Origin of the sequence: Pseudarthrobacter sp. ATCC 49987 (assembly GCF_009928425.1) — a bacterium.
In the GTDB taxonomy this organism is placed as follows: domain Bacteria; phylum Actinomycetota; class Actinomycetes; order Actinomycetales; family Micrococcaceae; genus Arthrobacter.
The window spans coordinates 2,749,218-2,774,568 of record NZ_JAABNS010000001.1 but is presented as its reverse complement, the minus strand read 5'-3'; the positions used below and the strand labels follow the sequence as shown (position 1 = coordinate 2,774,568).

Here is a 25,351-nt window from a genome sequence, read left to right as displayed (position 1 = left end):
AGAGCCCCAACCACACTGGTTGGGGCTCTCCCGCATTTAACCCGGAAATCCACAGAGGGAATGTTGGTCAACCCGGCTCTTCCACTTTTGGCGTGGCGGCAGGTGTTCAGCATGCTTGTTGGGCTGCCGTGTACAACAATAGCCGGAGCCTGTAATGCTCATGATTCCGGTATCCGCGGGCCGCTCGTTTGAGGTTCTTGGCGCTGAGGTTCGCCGCTTCGCTGCGCGCGTTCGTGACCCTGGCCCGGCAGAACGTGAGCAGTTCTTTGCGCCACATTTTCAGGGTCAGGAACAGTGATTTCGCCTCGCGCATTCTGGTCGCTTTCACGGCGTTTTCGAGCTCGGCCCAGGCTCGGTGGAAGCCGTCGATGTGATTGGTCTTCAGCAGCTGGCGGACGTGTTCCTTGATGCCCCAGACGACACCGAGTTCAAGGTCAGAGCCAATGATTTCCTGCATCCGTCCGCGCTGGGCGGAGGACATGTTTTCCTGGTTGCAGGTCAGCAATTTCCGGTACTTCCAGGCCGGATCCGTGGCCCTGCCGCGCCTGCCGTGGAGGTCGTGAGCGCGGCGCCGCCGGACATCGGTGACCATCTGGTTCGCCCGGGCCACCACATGCCAGTGGTCCACGGTGATGGCTGCCTTGGGCAGGACCTTGCGGATGGCCCGGCGGAACTCGGTGGACATGTCCATGGCCACCATTTCCACCTTGTTACGCCACCAGCGCGGTCGTGCGCCGATCCAGTCACGCACCGCCTGGCCGCGGCGGCCGTCCACAATGTCCAGGATCGCGCCGGTGTCCAGGTCCGTGAAAACGATCGACCAGGGCTCTACCCGGGTGACTTTTCCGGCATCGTTTTTCAGGTAGCGGACCCGCCGGAAGCGGTGCTCGTCCACGCCCAGACGGCGGACCAGGCGACGGTCCACACCGCCGTCCAGGACGGCAGTGTCCTCCATGACACGCATGGCGGTCGTCCACGACACACCCGAGGCCGCGGCAACCCGGGAGACGGCCCGAAGCTCCGCGGACAGGTCTGCGACAATGCCGGCCACGAGCCTGCTGGTCAGCCGGGAACGCAGCGGAATCTCATCGGTGGTCTGCACGAAGGACCGCCGCGGACACTGCGGTTCCAGACACGCCAGCCGCCGCTTCCGGACCCTGACGTCCAAGGGCTCTCCGCCGCACTGGACATCCCGGACACGGTGAACCGGACGGGCCTGGATCCGGGACGACAACACCCCGCAGTCAGGACAAGCCCCTTCCCGCTCGACCGGCTCGACAAGAACCGTCCGGACCCCGCCGGCGCGCTCGGCGGAGAGCACAACATGGCCCTCCAAATTGAACAGAATCGACGCGGCATCGCACGTCTGCGTAATCTGTAACAAGGCTCGTAGTCCTCAGCAATAGATGTCTCGACAACACCTATGCTCGCAGGGCTACGAGCCCCTTCATTTGAAGGACACCACGCTAAAAGTCGATGAGCCGTCAACCCGGCGTCGTTGTGGTTCGGTAGGCTCGATTCGACAGCCAGATAACCGCTTCCGAACAAAGGACTCCTTCATGACCGCACGGACCATTGTCATCACCGGAGCCAGCGACGGCATCGGCGCGTCCGCCGCCCGGACCCTCAGCGAACAGGGTGAACGGGTGGTCGTCGTCGGACGTTCCCCAGAGAAGACCGAGCGGATGGCGACGGAGATCGGCGCGGACTACTTCGTCAGCGACTTCGCCGAGCTGGCACAGGTGCGCCAACTCGCCGCGCGGCTGAAGGAGAAATACCCGCGGATCGACGTCCTGGCCAACAACGCCGGCGGCATCATGGGTCGCCGCGGGCTCACCGTGGACGGCCACGAGAAGACCTTCCAGATTAACCACCTGGCGCCGTTCCTGCTCACCACCGAGCTGCTGGACGTGCTCACGGCCAGCAACGCCACCGTCATCAACACCTCCAGCGCCGCAAACTCGCTCTACGGCAAGCTGGACCTCAATGACCTCGAGGTAGCGAACAAGTACTCCGCCAACCTCGCGTACGGCAACGCCAAGCTGGAGAACATCCTCTTCACTGCAGAGCTGCACAACCGCTACCACGCAGCTGGGATCTCGACGGCAGCCTTCCACCCCGGCGTCGTGGCCACAAACTTTGCAGCTGACACCACCAGCCCGTTCCGCTTCATGTACCGGAGCTTCCTCAACAGGTTCATGCTGAGCCCTGAACAGGGCGCGGACACTCTCGTGTGGCTCGCCACGGCCACGCCGGGTCAGGACTGGATCTCCGGCGCCTACTACGCGAAGCGCGCGCTGGCTAAGGCGAACAAGGTGGCGTACGACCCGGAAATCGCTAGGGAGCTGTGGGACCGCAGCGAGGCGATGGTGTCACAGGACGTCGACAAGCTCGACTCCCCGGCGTAACGACATCCTGCTCGTAAAGCGTCGCTGTTGGTCCTGCCGGTTCTGAGGGAGCGTCGCCTGGGCTACCGCGCGGCGTCGACCTTGTCGATCGCCGTCAGCGCGCTTTCCATGGTCCCGGCCAGTTCACTGGCGGGGGCCGGCCTGGCGAAAAGGTAGCCCTGCAGGGAGTCGCAGCCGCGCTCCATCAGGTACCGGGCCTGGGCGGGAGTCTCGATTCCCTCGGCCGTGACCTTCAGTCCCAGGTCATGCGCGGCATTGATCATGGTGCCGAAGAACGGCAGGTGTTCCTGGCCGGTCTTGATCATGGCCACAAAGGAGCGGTCGATCTTTACCTTGTCCAGCGGCAGTTCCTTGAGCCGGCCCAGGGCCGCGTAGCCCGTGCCGAAATCATCCATCGCAATCCGCACACCGGCCGCCCGCAGCTGACGGAGCTGCCGCAGCACGTCCGAATCCGACTCGAAGAACACACTCTCGGTCAGTTCCAGCATGAGCTGGCGCGGATCCACGCCGGTGGACGCCAGGATTGACAGCACGTCCGTGGCGAAGTCGCGGTTCTGGAACTGCAGGCCCGAGACGTTCACCGCGACGCTGTACGCGGCATCGCCGGCCAGCCAGGGCCGGATTTCGGCGCAGGCCCGGCGCATGACCTCGTCGCCGATCTCGCGGATCAGGCCGCTCTGTTCGGCCACGGGCAGGAACTGGTTGGGCGGGATCAGCCGGCCGTGCCGTTCCCAGCGCGCAAACGCCTCGAACTGCACCACTGCCCCGAGCCCGGGATTCACCACGGGCTGGTAGTGGACCGAGATCTGGCCCAGCTCCACCGCCTGCCGGAGCCCGGCCTGGCCGTCCACCTTGCTCACCACAGTGTTCAGCATCTCCGGCCGGAACCGCAGCCAGGCATTCTTGCCCCCGGACTTCGCCGCCGTCATGGCCGCGTCGGCCTGCCGGAGCAGCTCCGCGCCGTCGAGCGTCCCGGCGGTCCGGGAGGCCAGGCCCATGCTGACGCCGGGCCGGATCAGCGAGCCGCCGGCGCGCACCGGCTCGTACAGGGACTCCGAAATCCGCTTGGCCACCGCGTCGGCGTTGAGGCATTCGGTCAGCAGCACCACGAATTCGTCGCCGCCGAGCCGGGCCACCGTGTCGTGCGGCCGGACGCAGTTGCGCAGCCGGCTCGCGACCTCCACCAGGAGCTCATCTGCGGAGGAACGGCCCAGCATGTCGTTGAGGTTCTTGAAGTCATCCAGGTTCAGCAGCAGCACGTCCACCGGGTCCGGCCGCCGCAGCGCCGCGGCGAGCCGCTCGTTGAACAGGGTGCCGTTGGGCAGAGACGTCAGCGGATCCCGCAGCACCCCGGCCCGCAACTGGTCATCGTGCGCGGCGAAGGCGGCGGGAACGGCCGCGGAGGCAGCAAGCGTCCGACGGCGGTGCGCCGCGGCGTCCTCGGCGGCTCCGGCGCCGCCCTGGCTGGCGGCAGTACTGGTCCCGGCAGTGCCACTCCCGGACGGCACATCCGGGCGGTGACCGGCGCTGCGGACCGAGAGCGCGACGGACCGCGCGGGCGAGCCGGTACCGGCGTCGGGCGGCAGCAGGGAGCAGGTGATCTCGACCGGGACTTCGGTGCCGTCGGCGCGGCGGCCGGAGCCGGCGAACGGCTGGCCGGAGCGTGGCGTGGAGGCGCCGAGGCCGGACAGCACGCCGTGGAAGGGTTCACGGGAGGCCTCGGCCAGGAGCAGGGACGAATCAGCGCCCAGCAGCTGGGCGCGGGAGTAGCCGAAGAGGCCCTCGGCGGCGGCGTTCAGGAAAGAAATGGACCCGTCCGGAGCGAGCAGCAACAGCGGGTCCGGGCTGTGCTCCAGCAGTAGTTGTGCGAGTCCTGGTTCCATGTTTTTTGCCTGCCCCCCAAGCGACGGATGTGAAGTGGCAGCCGGTGTTGCGGAGAACACGGCGGGCTGCGCTCACTGAATCATATGTGGTGCGGGCGCCGTCAGTGATACGCGTCATGCCGTGCCGATTAATGTGTCTTTTTCGGCGGCGGCCGCAGCGTCGCCGGGGCGTGATGCTACGCGGGCAGCGGGACGCCTTCCAGCGCGGCAATGGCGGCGGCCGCGCTGCGGATGCCGATCTCCCGGCGGGGCCCGGGCTGCGGGCGGGAGAAGAGGAAGCCCTGCAGGGCATCGCAGCCGTGGCCCATCAGGTATCGCGCCTGCTCAGGGGTTTCGATGCCTTCCGCCGTGACCTTCAGGCCCAGGCTGCGGGCCATGTGGATCATGGAGGTCAGGATGGGCAGCTTTTCCGCCCCGGTGCGCAGCATGGAGACGAAGGACTTGTCGATCTTGACGACGTCCACCGGGAGTTCCTGCAGCCGGCCGAGGGAGGAATAGCCGGTGCCGAAATCGTCCAGCGCCACCCGGACCCCGGCCCCGCGCAGGGTCACGAGCTGGGTAATGACCTGGCAGTGGGCGTCGAAGAACACACTCTCCGTTACCTCCAGCACCAGCTGGTGCGGGTCCACACCGCTCCACGCCGCAATATCCAGGACGCGCTCGGCGAAGTCCGGGTGCTGCAGCTGCACGCCGGAGACGTTGACGGCCAGCGACCGGGACGGGTCTTTCGCAAGCCAGGGCTGCAGCTCGGTGCAGCTGCGCCGCAGCACGTCAGCACCGATGTCCCGGATCAGGCCGCTGCGCTCCGCGGTCAGGATGAACTCATCCGGCGGAACCAGCTGGCCTTCCCACTGCCAGCGGGCCAGGGCCTCGAACTGCACGACTTCCAGTTTCTCCGTAGACACCACCGGCTGGTAGTGCACGACGATCTGCCCGAGTTCCACGGCCCGCCGCAGGCCCGCGGTCAGCTGGGTGCGCTCCAGCAGGGCGGCGAGCATCTCCGGCCGGAAGTGCACGTAACAGTTCTTGCCCGCCTCCTTGGCCGCGTACATGGCGAGGTCGGCCTGGCGCAGCAGCTCGGAGGACGTCATGGTCCCGGAGCCGCGCGAGGCCACGCCCAGGCTCAGCGCAGGCCGCATGAGGGTGCCCTCGATGGAGACGGGGGCGTTCAAGGTGGCCACGATCCGCTGGGCCACTGTGTCGGCATCGTTGCAGTCGACCAGCAGGACGACGAACTCGTCGCCGCCGAGGCGTGCGACCGTGCCGTGCGGCCCGACGCACTGCTGCAGCCGGCGGGAGATCTCCACGAGCATCTCATCCCCGGCGTGGTGGCCCAGGACGTCGTTGACTTCCTTGAAGTCGTCCAGGTCCAGCAGCAGCACGTGCACCGGGCCGGGGGTCAGCAGCGCGTCGGCGGCGCGTTCATTGAAGAGCATCCGGTTGGCCAGCCCGGTCAGGGGATCCTGGAATGCGAGTTCCTTCAGCTTGTCGGCCTGCTCGGCGAGCTCCTCCATGGCACGGCGGGCCTGGTCCTGGGCGCGTTGCCGCGTGGTGATGTCGCGAAAGTTCCAGATCCGGCCCACGATCACGTCCGCGACCTTCTGCGGCCGGGAGTTCAGCTCCACGGTTCGGCCGTCGGTGAACTCCAGCACGTCGTGGCTCTGCCGGGCCCTGTCGGCGTGCAGTTCCGCGACCTTCCGCAGGAAGTAGTCCGGATCCAGCAGCTGCTGGGAGATGAACCTGACCAACGCCGTCGGGTCCTCTGCCGCGATCAGCTCCGGCGGCATGCCCCACAATTTGAGGTACTGGTCATTGATACCGGTGATCATGCCTTCGGTGGAGACCACCACGATCCCGTCGGCGGTGGTTTCCAGCGTCGCGTCGAGCAGCGAGACCGCCAGGCGGCGGCCCGAGTCGGTGTCCTCCCGGTAGCTGCCGTCCCGGATGGCAACCGCCATCGCCGGGCCGTCGCCGAGCGTTACCAGCGAGCAGGTGATTTCCAGCGGGAGTTCGCTGCCATCCCGACGCCGGCCTGCCGCCGCGAACGGCCGGCGGCCCGCCGCGCTGCCGCGGCCCAGCCGGCCAAACATCCGCAGGAATCCGCCGCGCTCGTCCTCGGAGAGCAGGATGTTGTGCCCGACGCCGAGCAACTGTTCGCGCTGATAGTCAAAGAGCCGCTCCGCTGCAGAGTTCACATACACGATGTTTCCGACCGCGTTCAGCAGCAAGAAGGCATCGGGGCCCTGTTCGAGCAGGCTCTCTTCAATCCCAGTTCCCACGGCGATACCGGCCCCCAAGCGACGGATGGTGTGTTGATGGCTGTCCGGGCCGGGGCCCGGGACAATGCGCTTCCTGCATCATAGGGTCCGTTTCGCCGGTGTCCAGTACCCGGGCACTGGAACGTGCCGCGTCACAGGGGCGTTACCCGCGCGTTTCCACCGCGTCACCGGTGCCCGGCGACCCGATCCCCCCGCAAGGCGGCGAACGCGTTGGCGGACCGGTCGATGGCGGAGGCCAGGGCCGGCTGGGCTTCGGCGCCGGAGAACAGGAAGCCCTGCAGCGAATCGCAGTCCAGATTGATCAGGTATTCGGCCTGCGCGGGCGTCTCCACACCCTCGGCCGTGACGGTCAGGCCGAGGCCGTGGGCCATGGCGATCATGCAGCTGAGGATCGGAAGATTCTCCTCGCCGGTGCGGATCATGGAGGTGAAGGACTGATCGATCTTCAGGGTGTCCACGGGCAGCCCCTGGAGCCTGCCCAGCGAGGAGTAGCCGGTACCGAAGTCGTCCAGGGCGACCCGCACGCCCGCCGTGCGCAGGGCCGTGAGCTGCTGGATGACGTGGCAGTCGTCGTCGAAGAAGACGCTTTCGGTGACTTCCAGGACCAGCTGGCGCGGATCCACGCCGGCGGACCGCGCGACGGCCTGCACCAGCTCGGCGAAGTCCCCATGCTGCAGCTGCACCCCGGAGACGTTGACGGCCAGCGCGCGGGAGGAGTCCTCCGCGAGCCAGGGTTTCAACTCGGTGCAGCCCTTCAGCAGCACCTCGGTGCCGATCTCGACGATCAGGCCGCTGCGCTCCGCCGCCGGGATGAACTGCTCGGGCGGGACGGTTTCGCCGTCGCGCACCCAGCGGGCCAGCGCCTCAACCTTGACGACGACGCCGAGCCGGGACGAGACGATCGGCTGGTAGTGCACGGCGATCTGGCCGGCGTCCACGGCCACCCGCAGCCCGGCCTCCAGCTCGGTGCGCTCCACGAGCGACTTCATCATCTCCGGCCGGAACCGCAGGTACCTGTTCTTCCCGGCAGTTTTCGCCGCGTACATCGCGACGTCGGCGCGGCGCAGCAGCTCGGAGGCGTCCACGGCGTCCTCGTGGATGGACGCCAGTCCCAGGCTCAGGCTGGGGCGCAGCATGGTCCCCTCGATCCAGAGCGGCACCCGCAGGGAGTCAACGGTCCGCTCGGCCACTGCCTCGGGGTCCAGCGAGCCGACCAGCAGCACCACGAATTCGTCACCGCCCAGGCGTGCTACAACGTCGTTCGGGCGGACACACTCGCGCAGCCGCCGGCCGACCTCGATCAGCATCTGGTCGCCGGCGTGGTGGCCCAGGATGTCGTTGACCTCCTTGAAGTCGTCCAGATCCAGGAGGAGGACGTCGACGGCGGTCCCGCACGGCCCGCGCAGCGCTGCCGCCAGGTGGTCGTTGAAGAGCTGGCGGTTTGACAGGCCGGTCAGCGGGTCCTGGAACGCGAGGGCCTTGAGCTGTGCGGCCTGCTCGGCGAGGTCGGTCATGGCCCGGGTGATCCGCTCCTGCGCGATCCGGGCCGGCGTGACGTCCCGGAAACTCCAGACGCGCCCGACCACCCGGTCCGCGACTTTCTGCGGGCGGGAGTAGCGCTCGAACGTCCGGCCGTCGCGGAAGTCCAGGACATCGTGGCTTTCCGCGGTGGGATCGGCGTAGAGCGCGGTGACCTTCTCCATGAACTGCGCGGGATCCGCCAGCTGGTCCACGACGAAGCCAAGGACGGCGTCGTCGTTTTGGGCGGACAGGAGCTCCCGCGGGATGCCCCACATGGAGACGAACTGGTTGTTGACACCGGCGATCCGGCCGTCCCCGCCGACCACCAGAATGCCGTCGGCCGTGGATTCCAGCGTGGCGCTGAGCAGGGACATGGCTTCCCGGAGTCCCGCATCCGCGGCAAGCCGGTGGGACGTGTCCCGGACGGCGACGGCCATGCTGATGGGCGCGTCGGCGTTGTCCTCCGCCAGCAGCGAGCAGGCGACTTCGCCCTGGAATTCGGTGCCGTCCCGGCGCACACCGTAGGCCTCGACCGGCGGGAAGGCGGGGGCGGCCATGGCGTCTGTGGTGACCGGGCCGGCGTCAGCGTCCTTGCGGAGGGCGAAGAAGATGCGCTGCTGGCCGCTGCGGAAGCCTTCGGCGAGGAGCATCCGGTGGTCCTGGCCCAGGAGCTCGTCGCGGGAGTAGCCGAACATGCGCTCGGTGGCGGCGTTGACGAAGCGGATGGTTCCGTCCTCGGTGATCACCAGGATGGCGTCCGGGCTGGATTCCAGCACCGCCTCGACGGCTGGGGCAGGGTGCGGCGAAGCCATCACGCGGCCACTGCCGTGAAAATATGAGACCACCGGTATGCCATTGATCAAGCCCTCCCCTCAGGAAATCATAGGGGTCCCGCCGCCGGCCCGCGTCCAAGCCGGGGGTGCGGCGTTTTGGGGGCCCCGGTTTCGGCGGCCGGGTTTTTGCGGCGGTGGCGGGTCAGGCGGGCCGGTATCCCGCGGGGCTCAGGCGGGCCGGGCCGGGGTTCGTTGGGCCGGTGCTGGTGGTCTTGGGACCGGTTGCCGTCGCACGGGCTGCGCGGCCCAGGCCGCGGACCGTCCAGCCCTCCGCCTCCCAGACGGCCGCGTCGAGGACGTTCCGGGCATCCAACAGCGTCCGTCGCCGGACCAGGGTCCCGGCGTCGGCGGGTGAAAGCGAGGCGTACTCGTCCCATTCGGTCAGGAGCAGCACGAGTTCCGCCCCTTCCAGCGCCTGGGACGTGGACGGCTCGAAGCGCAGCTGCGGGAAGCGGAGCCAGGCGTTGTTGATTGCGGCAGGGTCGGTCACCGTGACGTGGGCGCCGGCCGCCGCCAGCTGGAGGGCGACGTCCAGCGCGGGGGAGTCCCGGATGTCGTCCGTGTCCGGCTTGAAGGCCGCGCCGAGCACCGTGAGCCGGCGGCCGCCGAGCTGGCCGCCGCACAGTTCCCGGGCCAGTCCGACCGTGCGGGAACGCTGGTCCCGGTTGATGGAATCCACGACGTCCATCCACCGGTCCACGGACTCCACCCCCAGCCCGGCGGCCTGGACCCGGAGGGAGCGGATGTCCTTGGGCAGGCAGCCGCCGCCGAACCCCAGGCCGGCATGGAGGTACCGGCTGCCGATCCGCGGATCCAGGCCCATGGCCGCGCCCAGCTGTTTCACGTCGGCGCCCGTGGCGTCGCAGAGCTCGGCCATGGCGTTGATGAAACTGAGTTTCGTGGCAAGGTACGCGTTCGACGCCGACTTGATCAGTTCCGCCGTGGCGAAGTTGCAGACCAGCCGCGGAATCCCGGCGGCCAGCAGGGGCGTGTAGACGGCGTCGAGGGCTGCAGTGATCGCGGTGCCGTCCTCCGGGACGCCGTAGACCAGGCGGTCCGGGACCAGGGAGTCCTTGACCGCGGTGCCCTGGCGCAGGAATTCGGGGTTCCAGCCCAGGAGCACGTCCGGCCGCACGGACAACACACCGCTGAGCATGTCCACTGTTCCGACCGGGACGGTGGACTTGCCCACGACGGCGGCGCGGTCGGCCAGGTGCGGGAGCAGCGCCTCCGTGGCGGCGACGAGGTAACTGAGGTCGGCGCCGTCGGAGGTCTTCGACTGCGGTGTGCCCACGCAGAGGAAATGCAGCTGCGCGCAGGAGGCGTCGGAGAAGTCCGTGGAGAAGCTGAGCCGGCCGGAGGCGATGCCGTCGCGCAGGAGCTCGTCCAGTCCCGGCTCGAAGAACGGCGCCGCACCGCGGCCCAGCTGGTCCACCTTGGCGGCATCGACGTCGATTCCGACCACGCTGTGGCCCATCGAGGCGAGGGTGGCCGCGTGCACGGCTCCGAGGTAACCGCAGCCGATCACGGAAATTCTCACAGGGCGACTCCTTGGGGATTTGTAGTTGCTGTAGGTCTTGTCGGGGGGATGTCGGCGGCGAGGACCGCCTGGTAGTGCTGGACCAGCTCGGCGCCCAGGGCGGACCACGTCCGTCCCTGGACCGAAGCGTGGGCGGCCGCCGCGAACGCGCGGCGCTTGGCGTCGTCGCCCATCAGGTCCATGACATGGGACCGCAGCGCGCCGAGGTCGCCCGGCTCATACAGCCAGCCGGTGCGGGAGTTCTCGACGAGGTCCAGCGGGCCGCCGCGGCCCGTGGCGACCACCGGCACGCCCGAGGCCATCGCCTCCTGGATGGTCTGGCAGAAGGTCTCGAACTCGCCGGGGTGCACAAAGAGATCGAAGGACGCCACCGCGCGGGCCAGCTCCTCGCCGCCGAGGAACCCGGTGAAGGCCGCGTCCGGCAGGGCGTCCTGGAGGGCCTGCCGCTGCGGTCCGTCGCCCACGATCACCAGCCGGGTCCCGGGAACATCGGCCAGCACGGCGAGGTCCTGCACCTGCTTTTCGACCGCGAGCCGGCCCACGTAGCCGATGATGCGCTCGCCGGCCGGGGCGACGGCGGCCCGCCACCCGGCGTCGCGCTTCTCCGGGGAGAACCGCTGGGTGTCAACGCCGCGGCGCCACATCTCGACCCGCGGAATGCCGCGGCCGCGGAGCTGGTTGAGCGCGAAGCTGGAGGGGGCGAGGGTCCGGGATGCCAGCAGGTGGATATTCTCCACCCGGTTCCAGGCCCAGTTCTCCAGGAAGGGCACGCCGTACCGCCCGGCGTAGGCGGGGACCTCGGTCTGGTAGATGGCTATGGTGGGGATCCCCAGCTGGTGGGCGGCCTGTGCCGCGCGCCAGCCGAGCACGAACGGCGACGCCAGGTGGACCACGTCCGGTGCATAGTCGGCAAGGATTCGCTTGACCCGATAGACACCGCCCATCGCCACTCGAACGTTCGCGTAGCCGGCCAGCGGAACCGACGGCAGCCGGTGGACATGCGCCCCGGAGACCTCCGTGGGGGCCTCCGTGTCCTGCGTGGACGGCGCGATCACGAGCACCTCGTCTCCGCGCTCCTGCAGATGCTCCAGGACCCGCAGGATCGAGTGGGTTACCCCATTCATGAGCGGCAGGAATGACTCGGCGACAATTGCGATCCTCACCCCTCCACAGTGCGGGGGCAGGCTTTCGGCGCGGGGGTGGGCGTATGGCGGGGGAGGGAAGAGTGGGTTAACGGGGTGTGGTTGGGGCGGGGATGCGGGGCGGGGCGGGGGTGCGTGGCGGCAGCCTCTGGGGCACCCCGTCCGCTGGACATGCCCTCCTGCCGGGCCAGGGCCTGGACATAGTGCCTATGTGCGCTCTCGTTGCCACGAAAAATGAGCATGTCCGCGTGGAGCGAGGTCCGCGGCGCAGGGCTGGTTTGGGCTCGGGCGAGACCGTCCGCTGGACATGCCCTCCTGCCGGGCCAGGGCCTGGACATAATGCCCATGGGCGCTCTCGTTGCCACGAAAAATGGGCATGTCCACCGGGGGCAAGTCCGGCTGCACGCCCGGGAGTCGCACGATTTGCCCGAGATGGCCGCCACGTCGAGGCCTCGGAGCGTCCCTGGAAGGCGGACAACCTGCCGAGTGTCCCGTGCTCCGTGTGGCGTTTCTAACCGCGGGTGTCCTTCCTCAGGACCTCCGGCAGCTCATCAACGTAAACGGTTTGTGGCGGCTCGTAGTAGATGACCAGCACTTCCTCGCCCACCGCGAAGACGCTGGTCTTGTCGAATGGGTGGGCGTGGAAGGCGCTTGTTCCACCACGGAACGGCAGCATCACTTCGCCGATGGTGCCCGGCGCGATGCGTCCGGTAACCCGCCCGACCCTGCCGGTGAGGCTCCGGTCAACGTCCCTGTGCATCATGCATCCGGAGCTTTCGCGGGCCCCTTTGAACCCTCCCGGCCGCTCCTGAGAGCGGACCTGAGAGCGGGGAGGTAGTCGCCCACCTGGGCCAGGATTCCGCCGATCATGCGGTTGATGCCCTCGCCGCCGTTGAGGACGGTGAGTTGTCCGACGTGGGCGAACGGTTCCGCTGCTGCCGCGATGATGGCCGGCATGTTTTCCGCCAGCTGCTGCGAAATCACAGCCTCCTGGTTCGTGCCGAGGGCCTCGGCGCGTGCCTTGATGCCGTCCGCCTCGGCCAACGCCTTGGCCTTGATCGCCGAGGCAGCAGCATCGCCGCGGGCCTTCGTGGCCGCCGCCTCCGCCTCACCGGTAACCCGGGTGGCCCCGGCCGCAGCTGCCGCCGCCGTGGCATTGGCGTTGGCCTGCAGTTCCGTGCGCCTGGCATTGACCTCAGCTTCGAGCTCCGTGCGCCGGGCCAGGGCCTCGGCGGCGCTGATATCGGCGGACTTCTGGCCCTCGGCATCGGTGCGCTTGGCATAGGCCTTGGCATCGGCGGGCTTGCGGACGGTGGTCTGCAGCTTCTGTTCCTCCCGGTCCGCCTCAAGCTTGGCCACCTCAGTCTCCTGGACCACCACCTGCTGGCGGGCCGTCGCGTCGGCGAGGGGGCCGGCCTGGGCGGCGTGAGCCTTGGCCCGTTCGGCGTTGGCCTGCGCCTCGGATTGGCGGATGGCTGAGACGCTCCGGGCGTCCGCGATCAGCGCCTCCGCTTCGGCTTCCTTTTCCGCCGCCTCACGGTTCCTGGTGGCCTCGGCGATGCGCGCCTCCATCTTGACCAGGGCGATGTGCGGTTTGGCGATGTTCTCGATGTAGCCGGTGGGATCCTGCAGGTCCTTGATCTGGAGCGAATCGACCACCAATCCGAGCTTTTCCATTTCAACACCGCTGGCGCTGCGGACCTGTGATCCGAGCTTGTCGCGCTCGCGGATGATTTCTTCCATGGTCATGCTGCCGATGATGGAACGCAGGTGCCCCTCGAAAACGTTGTAGACCTGGCTTTCCATTTTCGGCTGCTGGCCGAGGAAGCGCCGCGCGGCGTTGGCGATAAACGGAGGGGCGTCCCCGATCTTGTAGATGACGACACCTTCGACGATCACCTGGATGCCCTGCGACGTCACACAGGAGACTTTGAGCTCGGTTTCATTGAGGGTCAGGGACAGGGTCCTGACGGTCTGCAGCCCGGGAAACACAAGCGCGCCCTTGCCGGTGACGATCTTGAAGTCCATTCCCTCCCGGGTCTCCAGGGTTCCCCGCGTCAGCCCCGAGATAATAAGGGCCTCATTGGGCTCAGCCACTTTCCACATCAGTTTTGTCGTCAGCCAAATAACGGCGATGACAACGGCCGCGCCGATGAGCGTGGCAAATAGCGGGAAGAAAATTGAAAAATCCGGCATACCGGGTCCTTTCGCGATGCTGGAAAAGGTGTTGCGGGACGGCCCCCAACCGCTCCGCCGATAGAGCCCGGCCGGACGCGAATGCGGAAGTGCGGGGCCGCCAATCCAGCTGATGTAGACAGTCTTAGGCGCTCCGCGGCCTAAAGTCCAGCGATTGGATGTGGCGGGGACGAAAGCCCCTGTCACGGCGTCGGCCGCAGTGGAAGGGTGGAGGTGGGACCGCCGGGCGGTCCCGGAAAGGTGATTCGCGATGCGCGGCGTATCCGAAACGATGATCGGCGTCGCCTGGGACATCTGGCGGGCTGAGCGCGGCGGCCCGGAAGGGATCGCACGCCGGCAGCAGGCCCGGCTGGCCGAGCTCGTGGAGTTTGCCCGGTCAGCGTCGCCCTACTACCGCCGCTTGTACCGGGACGTGCCGGACGACATCACGGATCCGCGTCAGCTTCCCCGGGTAGGCAAACGGGAGCTGATGGAGAACTTCGACGACTGGGTGACGGACCCGCACATCACCCTGGCGAAGCTGGAGTCGGAATTGCTCTCGGACCTCTCCCAGCTTGGGAGGTCCTACCGCGGGAAATACCTGGTGGTGACCACGTCCGGCACCACCGGGGAGCCGGCCATCCTGGTTCACGACCGGTTCTCGTGGGTCGTGGTCAACCTGGTGGTGCGGGTTCGCGAGCGGCGGACCCTGGTCCGGGCTGCGGAAGTACGGGAGTTTCTGCGCCACGGGCTGCGGGCTGCGGCCCTCGTCGCCGGAGGCGGCCACTTCGCGGGCGTGGTCCTGACGGAATCCGTGCGGCGGCGCGCCCCCATCGTCGCCCGGCGGGTCCGGGTCTTTTCCGTGCTGAGGCCTCTGGCCGAACTGGTGCAGGAGCTCAACGGCTTCCAGCCCACGGCACTTTACGGCTACCCCAGCGCCATGCTGCAACTGGCCGCCGAGCAGCAGGCTGGGCGGCTGCGGATCCGCCCAGTCCTGGCCATCAGCTCCGGCGAAAACCTGTCCGCCGCTGGGCGTGCCACCATCGAAGCGCAGCTCGGCTGCAGGGTGACCGAACGCTATCCTTCCTCGGAAGTCCCGGCCCTGACCAGCCAGTGCCGGAATGGTAGCTTCCACGTCAACACTGACTGGTACATCCTCGAGCCGGTGGACGCGGACTACCAGCCGGTCCCGGCCGGCGTCACCTCCCACACGGTGCTGGTCACCAACCTGGCCAACCGGGTGCAGCCCATCATCCGCTATGACCTCGGCGACCGGGTCACGCCGGCAACAGCTCCGTGCCGCTGCGGCAGTCCTTTTCCTGCGGTGAAGATCGAGGGCCGTTCCGGAGACGTGCTGGTCTTCGGGGCGTCCGGCGGCGGCACGGTCACCGTCCTGCCGCTGGCACTGGGCACGGTGATCGAGGAGACCGCCGGGGTACGCCGGTTCCAGGCGATCCGGACCGGCCCGGCGGCCTTGCGCCTGCGGCTGGAAGTCGCGCCGGGCGCCGACATAGCGCATGTGCGGAACGCAGTCGAGGAGCGACTGGGCAGCTTCTTCGCCGCCCAAGGGACTGGAGCGGTTGCCATCGAACCTGCCGATGAGCCGCCCCGGACCGACCGCAGCGGCAAGTTCCGGCAGGTCTGGTCCGCTTGAGTGAGCGGTGCGAACCTACTGCGGTCCCAGGAGCTCCCTCGCCTGCCGCTGGGCCTCGAGCTGTTCGGCGGTGACGATGGAGCCGCGGAGGAACCCGGCGTCGGCGATCATCCGGCGAAGCTCGGCCACGGTCCGCGGAGTGCTCACACCCTGGTGGGCCATGGCGTGACAGTTGGCGCAGAGCGGGACGAGGTCCGTGATGGGGTCGAGTTCGTAGCTGCCGCCGAGCAGGGATACCGGGACGAGATGGTGCACCGGGATGAAGTCCGCCCCGATCCCGCCGTACTTCTGTTCGAAGGAGAACCCGCAGGCCGCGCAATTGGTGCCGTGGTGCGCGATGCAGGCCCGCCGCGCGTCGGAGTCCCGTTCGAAGCGGTTCACCTCGACCCGCGTTACCGCGTCCTGCGGGTAGGTGCCGGGAACGGGCTGGGTGGGGTCCGGGCCGGGCTGGGGTCCGAAATCGCGCCACAAGGCCCTGATCGTCGCTTCATCGGCCGGTTCCACGATCAGCTCGGAGACATCATCGGCACCCCACGCGATCCCGGGCAGGGCATCCCCGAGAACCTCGACGGCGATCTGCTCCCCGGGCGGCAGAAGGGCGTCGAACGCAACCTGCACCAGCATCCGGGCCGGGCCCGGGGTGCCGTCGCTGGCAACAGGCGAGTCGGATCCGGGCAGCTCCAAGGCCACATCCGAGGCCACGACGCCGTGGCCGACCAGTCCCCGGCCATGGTCGCCCTGCAGGAGCAGCCAGACGTCGGTTCCCGCGGGGACAGCCGTGTGGCGGCCCACGCTCCACGGGTGAAGCGACAGCCCGGTCCCGGCGACGCGCCCGAAAGCGTCCGTGTAGGTCCAGTCATTCCAGTGGTCCGGGTTCCAGCCCAGGATGATGGCGGTCATCTGGCCATTCTCGCAGGAGCGGTCCGGGGCTGGTTGCAGGCGCTCGTCGGGCGATTGGACTCAAGTGGCCGCTATGCCGGAACCAGAGCGGCCGATTGTGGCGAATGGGCGAAGGGCCGGTGGTCAGGGGGCCGGAACCGGCACGGCCGCAGCGACCGCCCCAGGCAGCGGTTCCCCTGCCACCACAGGGTGGTCACGCCCCAGGTTCCCGAGGGCCGAGGCTCCCTGCGGGGACCCCAGTTCCTCGAAGAACTCCACATTGGCCCGGACGTAGTCGGCCCACTCGTCCGGGACGTCGTTGATGAGGTGCCGGGCGGTGATGAGCCCGCGGTCGGTGGGGGTCACAGTGGAGAGGTCTGTTGCCGTGGAAGTCATGGTGTTCCTTCGGGTGGTGGGGACAGTGCGAGGAAGGTCTAGAGGCTGCGAATGAGGCCGCCGTCGCACCTGAGTGCGACGCCGGTGATGTACGACGCCGGGGCGCCGCAGAGGAACGCGGCGGCGGCACCGAACTCCTCGGGTTCGCCGTAGCGGCGGGCGGGGATGGTCTTGCGGGACTCGAGTTGGATTTCCTCCACCGTGGTGCCGCGGCGTTTGGCGGCGGCATGGTCCAGTTCGGCCACGCGGTCGGTGGCGATCCGGCCGGGAAGGAGCATGTTCACCGTGACCGCGTCCAGCGCGACCTCGGCGGCGAGGGTCTTGAGGTAGCCGGCCAGGGCGGCGCGCCCGGTGTTGGACACGGCCAGGTTGGGCAGGGGCGCCACCACGCCGCTGGAGCCGACGGCGAGGATCCGTCCCCAGCGCCGTTCCCGCATGCCGGGCAGCACCCGGGACACGAGGGCGTGGTGCGGCTTGACCAGCAGCTCGAACGCAGCGGCGATGTCGTCGGCGCTGAGCGTGGCCGCGGCTCCGGGCTTGGGGCCGGGGCCGTTGAGCACCAGGATGTCGATGGGTCCGAGTTCCGCCACGGTCTGTTCGACGGCGGCTGCCGCGCCGTCCGGGGTGCTGAGGTCCGCCCCAATGGCGACGGCGCCCGGCCCGTAGGCATCCGTGAGTTCGGCAACGATCTCCCTGGCGCGTTCCTGGCGCCGTCCGGTGACGGCGACGCGGACGCCTTCCGCGGCGAGGGCCCGGGCGATGGCGAGCCCCAGGCCGCCGGTGGAGGCGGCGACGAGGGCTGTCCTGCCGGTGATTCCGAGATCCATCAGTAGCTCCCAGCGGTGGTGAGGGCCGTCGTCGAACGCGCTGCCAAAGCCGCGGCCGCCTCGGCCAGATGATTGAGCATGCTCAGCCGGAGGACCTCCGGGAACGGTGCCCCCGGGGCGCGGACGCCGGGGTCGGCGATGAGCCCGCGCCGCCAAGCCCCCCGCACAAAGAAAGCTGGTGCAGTCGCTGCGTTTCCGCGAGGCGACTGCACCAGCAGGTAGTACGAATTTTCGGATTGCTATGAAACGTTACTCATTCGCGGCTCCCTTTGTCCCGGTTGTTCACTTACCGGGTTTTTGCGTCCTCGGCCAGATGCCTGGACATCAGCCAACCGGCGCCTACCATTGCTACGCCCATGATCATGAAACCCCACGCGCCCATGACATTCAGCGACAGGAAATTGGCCGCCGACCCCACACCGACAATGAGGCTGTAGACGCTCAGGACGATGTACAGCAGGCCAAAGCCCATGAGGAAGTTCCGGGCGCCCATGGGGTTGTTCCGGGACATCACCACGCCTATGACGCCGATGAGGGCCTGAATGATGTTCAGCAGCATCGATACCTGGAACAGGCCCAGGAACAGGGCCGTGGAATTCGGTCCAATGATCGCCAATGAGTTGTACTGCGTGGTGATGCCGGGGATGAACCCCAGGATGCCCACGACTATAAGGACGATACCTACACCCATGCCGACGTTCTGGACATCTGTCCGTCCGAAGTGAACGCCGTGTGCATGTGGAGATGCGGTAGTCATTTTCTGCCTCCAACCAATGATTGCGGACATTACAATTTTACGGCCGGGTAGGGAAAAAAGCGCTGTCGTAGAGCCCTGAATGGCACCGGTCGTCTAGGGGAGTGCCGGACCTTGATCCTGTCCGATGCGCGCTCTCCCGCTGGTTCTCCACGCTCTGAGCCAGCGCTCAGCAGGCCTTTCCACCAGTTCGTGTAACGCGCCGGAGAGAAGGACAGAGGCTGCAATGACAAGCGCGGACGCGATGAACACGGTCCCAATCGGTGACCCGTCCACGAGTGGCCTGACCATGCGGATGACCAGTTCGTGAACCAAGTAGAGCGCGAACGACCATTGCCCCAACCGGACGATGGTGTGCGAGCTGAGGCTGCTGGCCTTGTCCTTCAGATCAGACGCGGCGGCCGCCGCTATCATGGCCAGGAACCCGGGCATCATGGTGAGGTCGGCATAGGTTACGGGCGCGGAACCAGGCGTGCCGGACGTGATCAAGGATGCTGCGAGCAGTGATGCGTAGAGGAAACCGGTAAGGCCGACGGCGTGGCCCAGCGTAAACCGCGGACGCCATCCGTTCTTGATCAGCAGCGCAAGGCAGATGCCCAAAGCGAATTCACCGAGACGATAGAGCGGCAACCAACCGAGCAGGTAGCCCGCGACCGGCCCCGGTACTGACACCGAGACTGCAATTCCGACGCCGACCATGGCAGTGAACAGGGCGCCGGCGACAAGTTCCGGCCTTCGGTGGTTTCGAAGTCCCTTGATGAGCAGCGGGAACAGCAGGTAGAAGAAGGCCTCGCAGGAGAGCGACCAGGACACTCCGTTGAATGCCGTGACGAATCCGCCCCCGGGGAACCATGACTGGGTGAGGGTCAGGACGAACGGGAGGGCCGGCCAGATGGTCGTTGTGGATGCCAACGGTGGAGCGAGGACTGCCAGGAATGTGGTCAAGGCATGGAGGGGCCAAACCCGGGCGACGCGATTCCAGTAGAACTTCCCCGCCCGATCCCCAGCACCATGAGACCAGGTCAAAACAAACCCGGACAGGATAAAGAAGAAACTCACCCCCGCGAACCCGTATCCGAAGACATCAAGGGTGTGCCCGAGGCCAGGGAAGTAGAGCGCCACGTGGTAGAGAACCACCGCCATCGCTGCGTAGAAACGAAAACCCGTCAGGCTCCGTAGATGAACACGCCCGTCACTCAATGCCACTGCAGCCCCCGCCCCAACCAATGATGGTGCGAGCATAGCCGGGGTCGCAGAGTTTCGGACTGGTTGGTGGGCCCGCAAACGGCGTGTGTCCCACACTTCAGGGGCGCCCCCTCCTGATTTTCCGCAAGAGCCTGTCGGATCCCGGTGGCGCGCCCCGCACATGGCACCATGGAACACGATGAAACTGCGCGCTGATCAGACCGGGGAACGTGGACTTCCGATGCCGTTGTGGCTGCAGGGAGCCCTCGAATCCGCGCAGGCAGCCATCATCTCAGCCCTGGCGGTGGCCCTGCCGATTGTCGCCGTGTGGGCCACGGCCGGGTTCCAGAACGGCGCCACCGACGCCCTGGCCCGCCTCGCCGGCCAGGCCTGGCTCCTGATCCACGGCGTTCCGCTGCTGCTCGACACCGCGGGCATGGGCTCGGTGGCCCAGCCGCAGGCCGGCGTCTTGTCGCTTACCCCGCTCGGGCTGACCCTGATTCCGTTCCTGCTCGCCTGGCGCGCCGGCCGCCGGCTCGCCCGGGCGTCCTACACCGACCAGCTCTGGCAGGCGCTGCTCGGTTCCTGGCTGATGTACGCCGGCTTCGGCCTGGCCACCGGCTTCATCTGCCGCACCCCCGACGTCGGCGTGGGCCTCTGGTCCGCCGCCCTCATACCCCTGATTCCGTTCGGGCTCGGCATGGTGATTGGCGCGCGCCGTGAAGCCGGCTCCTGGAGCCGCCTGATCGGCGTCGACGCTGTCGCCTGGCTTTCCCGCACCAGCCAGCATTCGCGCTGGGCCGGCTCCTACCTCGGGTCCGCCGTCAAAGCCGGCTTCGTGGCGCTGATGGCCAGCCTGGCGATGTCCTGCGCCCTCCTCGCCGCCACTTTGTTCATCCATTGGAACCTCGTGATCGCGGTCTATGAAGCGCTCGACGCCGGACCCCTGGGAGGTGCCGTGCTCACCATTGCGCAGCTCGGCTTCCTGCCCAACCTGGCCGTGTTCGCGCTCGCTTGGACCTCCGGCGCGGGCGTCGCCCTCGGCGTCGGCTCCCAGACCGGGGCGCTCGGCACTGCGGTCGGCCCCCTGCCGTCGATCCCCGTGTTCGCGGCGCTGCCGGCCGGGTCGCTGGACTACGGCATGGCCGTGCTGGTGGTGCCGGTTCTCGCCGGAACGCTGGCGGGCTGGTGGTTCCTGCGCGAAGGAGAGAACCACTTTGACGAATGGCTCTCCATCAAGGTCCACGCCCGCTGGTTCACTGCCACGGTCTCCACGCTGTCGCTCGGCGTGATGGTCGGCAGCGTCGCCGGGCTGCTCGCGGCAGGCCTGGCCTGGCTGGCCGGGGGATCCGCGGGCATCGGACGGCTCACCGAGATTGGCCCCGACCCGCTCCGCACGGCACTGTTCGTGGCCGCGGAGGTGGCGATCGGCGTCGTGATCGGTTACGCCGCGGGACCGTGGCTGGAACGCCAGCAGAAGCTGCGCGAAGCGGACCTTGAGTCGGCTTCCCTGTAACGCGGCCCCGCGCCTAGCGGAACTGCGGCAGTGACTTTTCCAGCTGGGTCTGGCACATGGAGGCGGCCTGCTGGGTGAGGGCCTGGCGGCTGCACTGCTGGTAGTCCCGGACCTGGGTGAAGAACAGCGCCGAGGTCAGGAGCAGCAGCACCTGGACGGCCAGGACCACCATCCCGGAAATCGTCCCGAACAGCACCAGCTTGGATTCCTTGAGCCTGGCGTACCGGACCAGCACCATGATGCCCAGCATGATGGCGATCACCGTCAGGAGTGCGCTCAGCCAGAGGTAGTTGATGTCCAGCTGGTAGACGAAGAACGATCCAAGCACCGCCACGATGAAGCTGCGGAACAGATTGTGGGTTTTCGCCTGCGAGGCTTTGGCCGCGTCGCTGAGCGGGTGCTGGCTGCCCGGGCTGCCGGCGGAGTCGTTCGGGGGATTCATGTTTTCCAGCCTACGCGAGCGGCCCCATAAGCTAGGACAATGCGCATCGTAGTCCTCGTCTCCGGCACCGGCTCCAACCTTCAGGCCGTCATCGACGCCGTTCAGGAGGGCAGGCTCGACGTCGAGATCGCCGCCGTCGGCGCGGACCGGCCCGGAACCTACGGGGTGGAGCGCTCGGCCGCCGCCGGAATCCCGACCTTCGTGGTGGACTTCAAGGCCTACCCCGACCGGGCCGCCTGGAACGCCGCGCTCACCGAGGCCGTGGCCGCGTATTCTCCGGCCGTCGTCGTGTCGTCAGGGTTCATGCGGATTGTCAGCGCGGACTTCATCGACGCATTCGGTGGCAAGTACCTCAACACCCACCCGGCCCTGCTGCCGTCGTTCCCCGGCGCCCACGGGGTGCGCGACGCACTGGCTTATGGCGTGAAAGTCACCGGCTGCACCGTCCACTGGGCCGACGCCGGGGTGGACACCGGGCCCATCATCGCGCAGGAGGCCGTGGCGATTGCCGAGGGCGAATCCGAGGATTCCCTGCACGAGCGGATCAAGGTCGTCGAGCGCCGCCTGCTGGTCTCGACGCTGGCTGCCCTGGCTGCTGCACATACGCCCTGACCGCCTCGATGCGCTATCACTTGTGGTGCTCCTCCGAGGCCCAGAAGCACCACAAGTGATAGCGCAACCGCCGGGAAGTTGACGGGCGGGCTATTCGAGGTGGCGCTGCTTGGTTTCGGGGGCGAAGAACGCCATCCACAGCACGGAGACCAGCACCAGAGCGCCGGCCAGGGCGAACGAGGTCGCGAGTCCCAGTTCCGGCCAGAGGAAGGCCGCGAAGACCAGCGGGCCGAACCCCGCGCCGAGCCGGGAGAACGTCGACGCCCAGCCGAAGCCTGAGCCACGCAGCTCGGTCGGGTACAGCTCGGAGACATAGGCGTAGAGCACCGGGATGGCCACCTGCACCACAAAGCCGAAGACCAGCAGCCAGAACACGGCCGCCGTCGGGATGTCCACCACGATCGCCACGATCACCAGGGTCAGCGCGGACAGCGGGCCGGTGATCGCCAGGATCCATTTCCGGCCCACGCGCTCCACCAGCAGCGCGGCCACCACCACGCCCAGGAGCCCGACGGCGGCCATGGAGGCGGTGGTGAGGAAGGCCTTGTATTCCTCGAAGCCGGCGCCGATCAGGATCCGCGGCATCCAGGTCAGCGACAGGTAGTAGACCAGCAGGATGGAGAAGAACAGGGACCAGGCCGCCGTCGTGATTTTCCAGTCGTACTGCCAGAGCGCGCGCAACTGCGTCCAGGCGCTCCCGGCGGAGAGCCGCGGAGCATCCTGCGGCTCGGGCAGGCTGTAGACGCGGGGTTCGGCGCCGGTGGCCGCGACGAGGTCGTCGATCACCTTGGCGGCCTCGTCCCGGCGGCCCTTGCGGATCAGGAACAGCGGGGATTCCGGGACGCTGCGGCGGATCCAGAACACCAGCAGCGCCGGAAGCACCATCACCAGCATGGTCAGCCGCCAGTCCGCGAACGCCGCAACGAGCCCGGCGGAGACGAAGCCGCACAGCGCCGCCCCGATCGGCCACCAGCCGTCCATCGCGGTGAGGACCCTGCCGCGCTGCTTGCGGGGGGTGAACTCGCCCACCAGCGCGTAGTCCACCGGGATGCAGCCGCCCAAACCGAAGCCGGCCATAAAGCGGAACGCGACAAACCAGAGGAAGTCGGGGGAGAACGCGCCGAGCACGGTGAAGACCGAGAAGATCAGCAACGTGGCCGTGAAGGCCTTCTTCCGTCCGATGGTGTCCGCGATGGTGCCCCAGACGAAGGCGCCCAGGGCCATGCCGATCAGGTTCGAGGCGCCGATCCAGGCGGCCTCGCCCGGTGTGAGGGACCAGTGCCTGGACAGCAGCGGAATCAGGATGCCGTTGAGCGTGACGTCCCAGGCGTCGAACATAAAGCCCAGGCCGCCGATCAGGAAGATCCGGCCCTGCACCTTCCAGCGCCACGGCAGTTCCTGGACCACTTGTTCGCCGCTGGGCACAGTGGTGTACGTATTCATCTCTCAGCCTCCTGGGAAAACTCTACGTGGCCATCCGCCGGTGCGCTGCGCTTCATACTCCGGCGCGCGGGCAGCCCCGCGGGAAGGCACAGGGCGTCGACGCGATAAACTGGCCCCATCCCCACCACCCGCGGCCCCGCCGCGATATAAGACGGAGACTTTTGTGAGCTTCACGCCGCTTGACCGTGTATCCATCGACCGTGTTCCCATCCGCCGGGCCCTGATTTCGGTCTACGACAAGACCGGTCTGGAGGAGCTCGCGAGGGGCCTGCACGACGCCGGCGTCAAGATCGTCTCCACCGGTTCCACCGCCAAGAAGATCGCCGCCGCCGGCATCCCGGTGCAGGAAGTCGAAGAAGTCACCGGCTCCCCGGAAATGCTGGACGGCCGCGTCAAGACCCTCCACCCGCGCGTCCACGGCGGCATTCTCGCCGACCGCCGCGTCCCGGCCCACATGGACACGCTCGCGTCGATGGACATCGAGCCGTTCGACCTCGTCGTCGTGAACCTCTACCCCTTCGTGGACACCGTGAAGTCGGGCGCCGCGCAGGACGACGTCGTCGAGCAGATCGACATCGGAGGCCCCGCGATGGTCCGCTCCGCCGCGAAAAACCACGCCGCCGTCGCCATTGTGGTTGACCCGTCGTCCTATCACGACGTCGTTGCTGCCGCCGCCTCGGGCGGGTTTGACCTGAAGACCCGGCGCCGGCTCGCCGCCAAGGCGTTCGCGCACACCGCGTCCTACGACACCGCCGTGGCGACCTGGACCGCCAGCCAGTTCCTCGATGAGGACGGCGACGGCCTCATCGACTGGCCCGCGTACGCCGGCCTGGCCCTGGAGCGCTCCGAGGTGCTGCGCTACGGCGAAAACCCGCACCAGCAGGCCGCCCTCTACGTGGACAGGGCCGCCCCGGCCGGCATCGCCCAGGCCGACCAGCTGCACGGCAAGGCCATGAGCTACAACAACTTCGTCGACGCCGACGCCGCCCTGCGCGCCGCGTTCGACTTCGCCGAGCCCGCCGTCGCGATCATCAAGCACGCCACCCCCTGCGGTGTGGCAGTGGGGTCCGCTTCCGCGGCGGACCCGATCGCGGAAGCCCACGCCAAGGCCCACGCCTGCGATCCCGTGTCCGCGTTCGGCGGCGTGATCGCGGCCAACCGCACCGTCACCGCCGGCATGGCCAGGACCGTCGCGGGCATCTTCACCGAGGTCGTCATCGCCCCGGGCTTCGAGGACGAGGCCGTGGAAATCCTCTCCAAGAAGAAGAACATCCGCCTCCTCGCTCTGCCCGAGGGCTACGGCCGCTACCCGACCGAGTTCCGCCAGGTCTCCGGCGGCATGCTGGTCCAGGCCACGGACAAGGTCGACGCCGAGGGCGACAACCCCGCCAACTGGACCCTCGCCGCCGGTGTTGCCGCCGACGCCGAGACCCTGGCGGACCTCGCCTTCGCCTGGACCGCCTGCCGCGCGGCCAAGTCCAACGCCATCCTGCTGGCAGACCACGGCGCGGCCGTGGGCATCGGCATGGGCCAGGTCAACCGGCTCGATTCCTGCAAGCTCGCCGTCGAGCGCGCCAACTCGCTCGGCGTGAGCGTGGACTCCGACGTCGACGGTGCGGGCGGTGCCTCGAATGCCGATGCCAGCGGTGCACCGGAGCGTGCCCGCGGCGCCGTGGCGGCGTCGGACGCGTTCTTCCCGTTCGCCGACGGACTGCAGATCCTGATCGACGCCGGCGTCCGCGCTGTCGTCCAGCCCGGCGGCTCGGTCCGGGACGAGGAAGTCGTCGCCGCGGCCAACGCCGCCGGCATCACGATGTACTTCACCGGCGCCCGGCACTTCTTCCACTAAGCCGGACGAACAG

The 25,351-nt window shown here is 68.0% G+C and carries 20 protein-coding genes; 5 read left to right on the top strand and 15 right to left on the bottom strand.

The window, feature by feature from the left end; translation table 11 throughout:
- Positions 1 to 106: 106 nt before the first annotated feature.
- Complete coding sequence (locus GXK59_RS12840) at positions 107 to 1,384, bottom strand: ISL3 family transposase (RefSeq protein ID WP_160666086.1); 1,278 nt, start codon at positions 1,382 to 1,384, stop codon at positions 107 to 109.
- A 175-nt stretch (positions 1,385 to 1,559) separates the two neighbouring features.
- On the opposite strand from GXK59_RS12840, the gene GXK59_RS12835 reads away from it, so the two are divergent.
- Positions 1,560 to 2,408, top strand: coding sequence for an SDR family NAD(P)-dependent oxidoreductase (locus GXK59_RS12835; RefSeq protein ID WP_160667305.1), 849 nt, complete (start codon positions 1,560 to 1,562; stop codon positions 2,406 to 2,408).
- Between the two features lie 62 nt (positions 2,409 to 2,470).
- Here GXK59_RS12835 and GXK59_RS12830 read toward each other — a convergent pair whose 3' ends face one another.
- From GXK59_RS12830 to GXK59_RS12800, 7 genes are all read right to left on the bottom strand, one after another.
- Positions 2,471 to 4,291 (bottom strand): putative bifunctional diguanylate cyclase/phosphodiesterase, encoded by a 1,821-nt coding sequence (locus tag GXK59_RS12830; RefSeq protein WP_160667303.1) that lies wholly within the window; start codon positions 4,289 to 4,291, stop codon positions 2,471 to 2,473.
- A gap of 176 nt (positions 4,292 to 4,467) precedes the next feature.
- A complete protein-coding gene (locus tag GXK59_RS12825) occupies positions 4,468 to 6,570 on the bottom strand; it encodes a putative bifunctional diguanylate cyclase/phosphodiesterase (protein WP_237393879.1) in 2,103 nt (700 codons plus the stop codon).
- A gap of 164 nt (positions 6,571 to 6,734) precedes the next feature.
- Complete coding sequence (locus GXK59_RS12820) at positions 6,735 to 8,903, bottom strand: sensor domain-containing protein (RefSeq protein ID WP_160667300.1); 2,169 nt, start codon at positions 8,901 to 8,903, stop codon at positions 6,735 to 6,737.
- Positions 8,904 to 9,066: 163 nt separating this feature from the next.
- On the bottom strand, positions 9,067 to 10,464 hold the full coding sequence (locus tag GXK59_RS12815; RefSeq protein WP_160667298.1) for a UDP-glucose dehydrogenase family protein: 1,398 nt from the start codon (positions 10,462 to 10,464) through the stop codon (positions 9,067 to 9,069).
- Positions 10,461 to 11,627, bottom strand: a complete 1,167-nt coding sequence (locus GXK59_RS12810; RefSeq protein ID WP_160667297.1) for a glycosyltransferase family 4 protein — start codon at positions 11,625 to 11,627, stop codon at positions 10,461 to 10,463. The genes GXK59_RS12815 and GXK59_RS12810 overlap by 4 nt, the downstream gene beginning before the upstream one ends.
- A gap of 490 nt (positions 11,628 to 12,117) precedes the next feature.
- Positions 12,118 to 12,366, bottom strand: a complete 249-nt coding sequence (locus GXK59_RS12805) for a hypothetical protein (RefSeq protein WP_160669154.1) — start codon at positions 12,364 to 12,366, stop codon at positions 12,118 to 12,120.
- Positions 12,366 to 13,802, bottom strand: a complete 1,437-nt coding sequence (locus tag GXK59_RS12800; protein ID WP_160667295.1) for a flotillin family protein — start codon at positions 13,800 to 13,802, stop codon at positions 12,366 to 12,368. The genes GXK59_RS12805 and GXK59_RS12800 overlap by 1 nt, the downstream gene beginning before the upstream one ends.
- Positions 13,803 to 14,052: 250 nt before the next feature.
- On the opposite strand from GXK59_RS12800, the gene GXK59_RS12795 reads away from it, so the two are divergent.
- Entirely contained in the window at positions 14,053 to 15,435 is a 1,383-nt protein-coding gene (locus tag GXK59_RS12795) for a phenylacetate--CoA ligase family protein (RefSeq protein ID WP_160667293.1), read from the top strand.
- A 15-nt stretch (positions 15,436 to 15,450) separates the two neighbouring features.
- Here the strand turns inward: GXK59_RS12795 and GXK59_RS12790 are convergent, their stop codons facing one another.
- From GXK59_RS12790 to GXK59_RS12770, 5 genes are all read right to left on the bottom strand, one after another.
- On the bottom strand, positions 15,451 to 16,335 hold the full coding sequence (locus GXK59_RS12790; RefSeq protein WP_160667291.1) for an HNH endonuclease: 885 nt from the start codon (positions 16,333 to 16,335) through the stop codon (positions 15,451 to 15,453).
- Between the two features lie 123 nt (positions 16,336 to 16,458).
- The gene (locus GXK59_RS12785) at positions 16,459 to 16,710 is read right to left on the bottom strand and encodes a hypothetical protein (protein ID WP_160667289.1); all 252 of its coding nucleotides are present in this window, start codon (positions 16,708 to 16,710) and stop codon (positions 16,459 to 16,461) included.
- A gap of 38 nt (positions 16,711 to 16,748) precedes the next feature.
- Positions 16,749 to 17,537 (bottom strand): SDR family oxidoreductase, encoded by a 789-nt coding sequence (locus tag GXK59_RS12780; protein ID WP_160667287.1) that lies wholly within the window; start codon positions 17,535 to 17,537, stop codon positions 16,749 to 16,751.
- Positions 17,538 to 17,823: 286 nt separating this feature from the next.
- A complete protein-coding gene (locus tag GXK59_RS12775; protein ID WP_160667286.1) occupies positions 17,824 to 18,294 on the bottom strand; it encodes a DUF4383 domain-containing protein in 471 nt (156 codons plus the stop codon).
- A gap of 93 nt (positions 18,295 to 18,387) precedes the next feature.
- Positions 18,388 to 19,497, bottom strand: a complete 1,110-nt coding sequence (locus GXK59_RS12770) for an acyltransferase family protein (protein ID WP_237393878.1) — start codon at positions 19,495 to 19,497, stop codon at positions 18,388 to 18,390.
- 178 nt (positions 19,498 to 19,675) lie between these two features.
- On the opposite strand from GXK59_RS12770, the gene GXK59_RS12765 reads away from it, so the two are divergent.
- Entirely contained in the window at positions 19,676 to 20,992 is a 1,317-nt protein-coding gene (locus tag GXK59_RS12765) for a cell division protein PerM (protein WP_160667282.1), read from the top strand.
- Between the two features lie 13 nt (positions 20,993 to 21,005).
- Here GXK59_RS12765 and GXK59_RS12760 read toward each other — a convergent pair whose 3' ends face one another.
- Positions 21,006 to 21,434, bottom strand: a complete 429-nt coding sequence (locus GXK59_RS12760; protein ID WP_160667280.1) for a hypothetical protein — start codon at positions 21,432 to 21,434, stop codon at positions 21,006 to 21,008.
- Positions 21,435 to 21,473: 39 nt separating this feature from the next.
- Between GXK59_RS12760 and purN the strand changes: the two genes are divergently transcribed.
- Entirely contained in the window at positions 21,474 to 22,046 is a 573-nt protein-coding gene (purN, locus tag GXK59_RS12755) for a phosphoribosylglycinamide formyltransferase (RefSeq protein WP_160667278.1), read from the top strand.
- Positions 22,047 to 22,136: 90 nt separating this feature from the next.
- Here purN and GXK59_RS12750 read toward each other — a convergent pair whose 3' ends face one another.
- Positions 22,137 to 23,489 (bottom strand): MFS transporter, encoded by a 1,353-nt coding sequence (locus tag GXK59_RS12750; RefSeq protein ID WP_160667276.1) that lies wholly within the window; start codon positions 23,487 to 23,489, stop codon positions 22,137 to 22,139.
- A gap of 163 nt (positions 23,490 to 23,652) precedes the next feature.
- Between GXK59_RS12750 and purH the strand changes: the two genes are divergently transcribed.
- Positions 23,653 to 25,338 (top strand): bifunctional phosphoribosylaminoimidazolecarboxamide formyltransferase/IMP cyclohydrolase, encoded by a 1,686-nt coding sequence (gene purH, locus GXK59_RS12745; RefSeq protein WP_160667274.1) that lies wholly within the window; start codon positions 23,653 to 23,655, stop codon positions 25,336 to 25,338.
- Positions 25,339 to 25,351 lie beyond the last annotated feature (13 nt).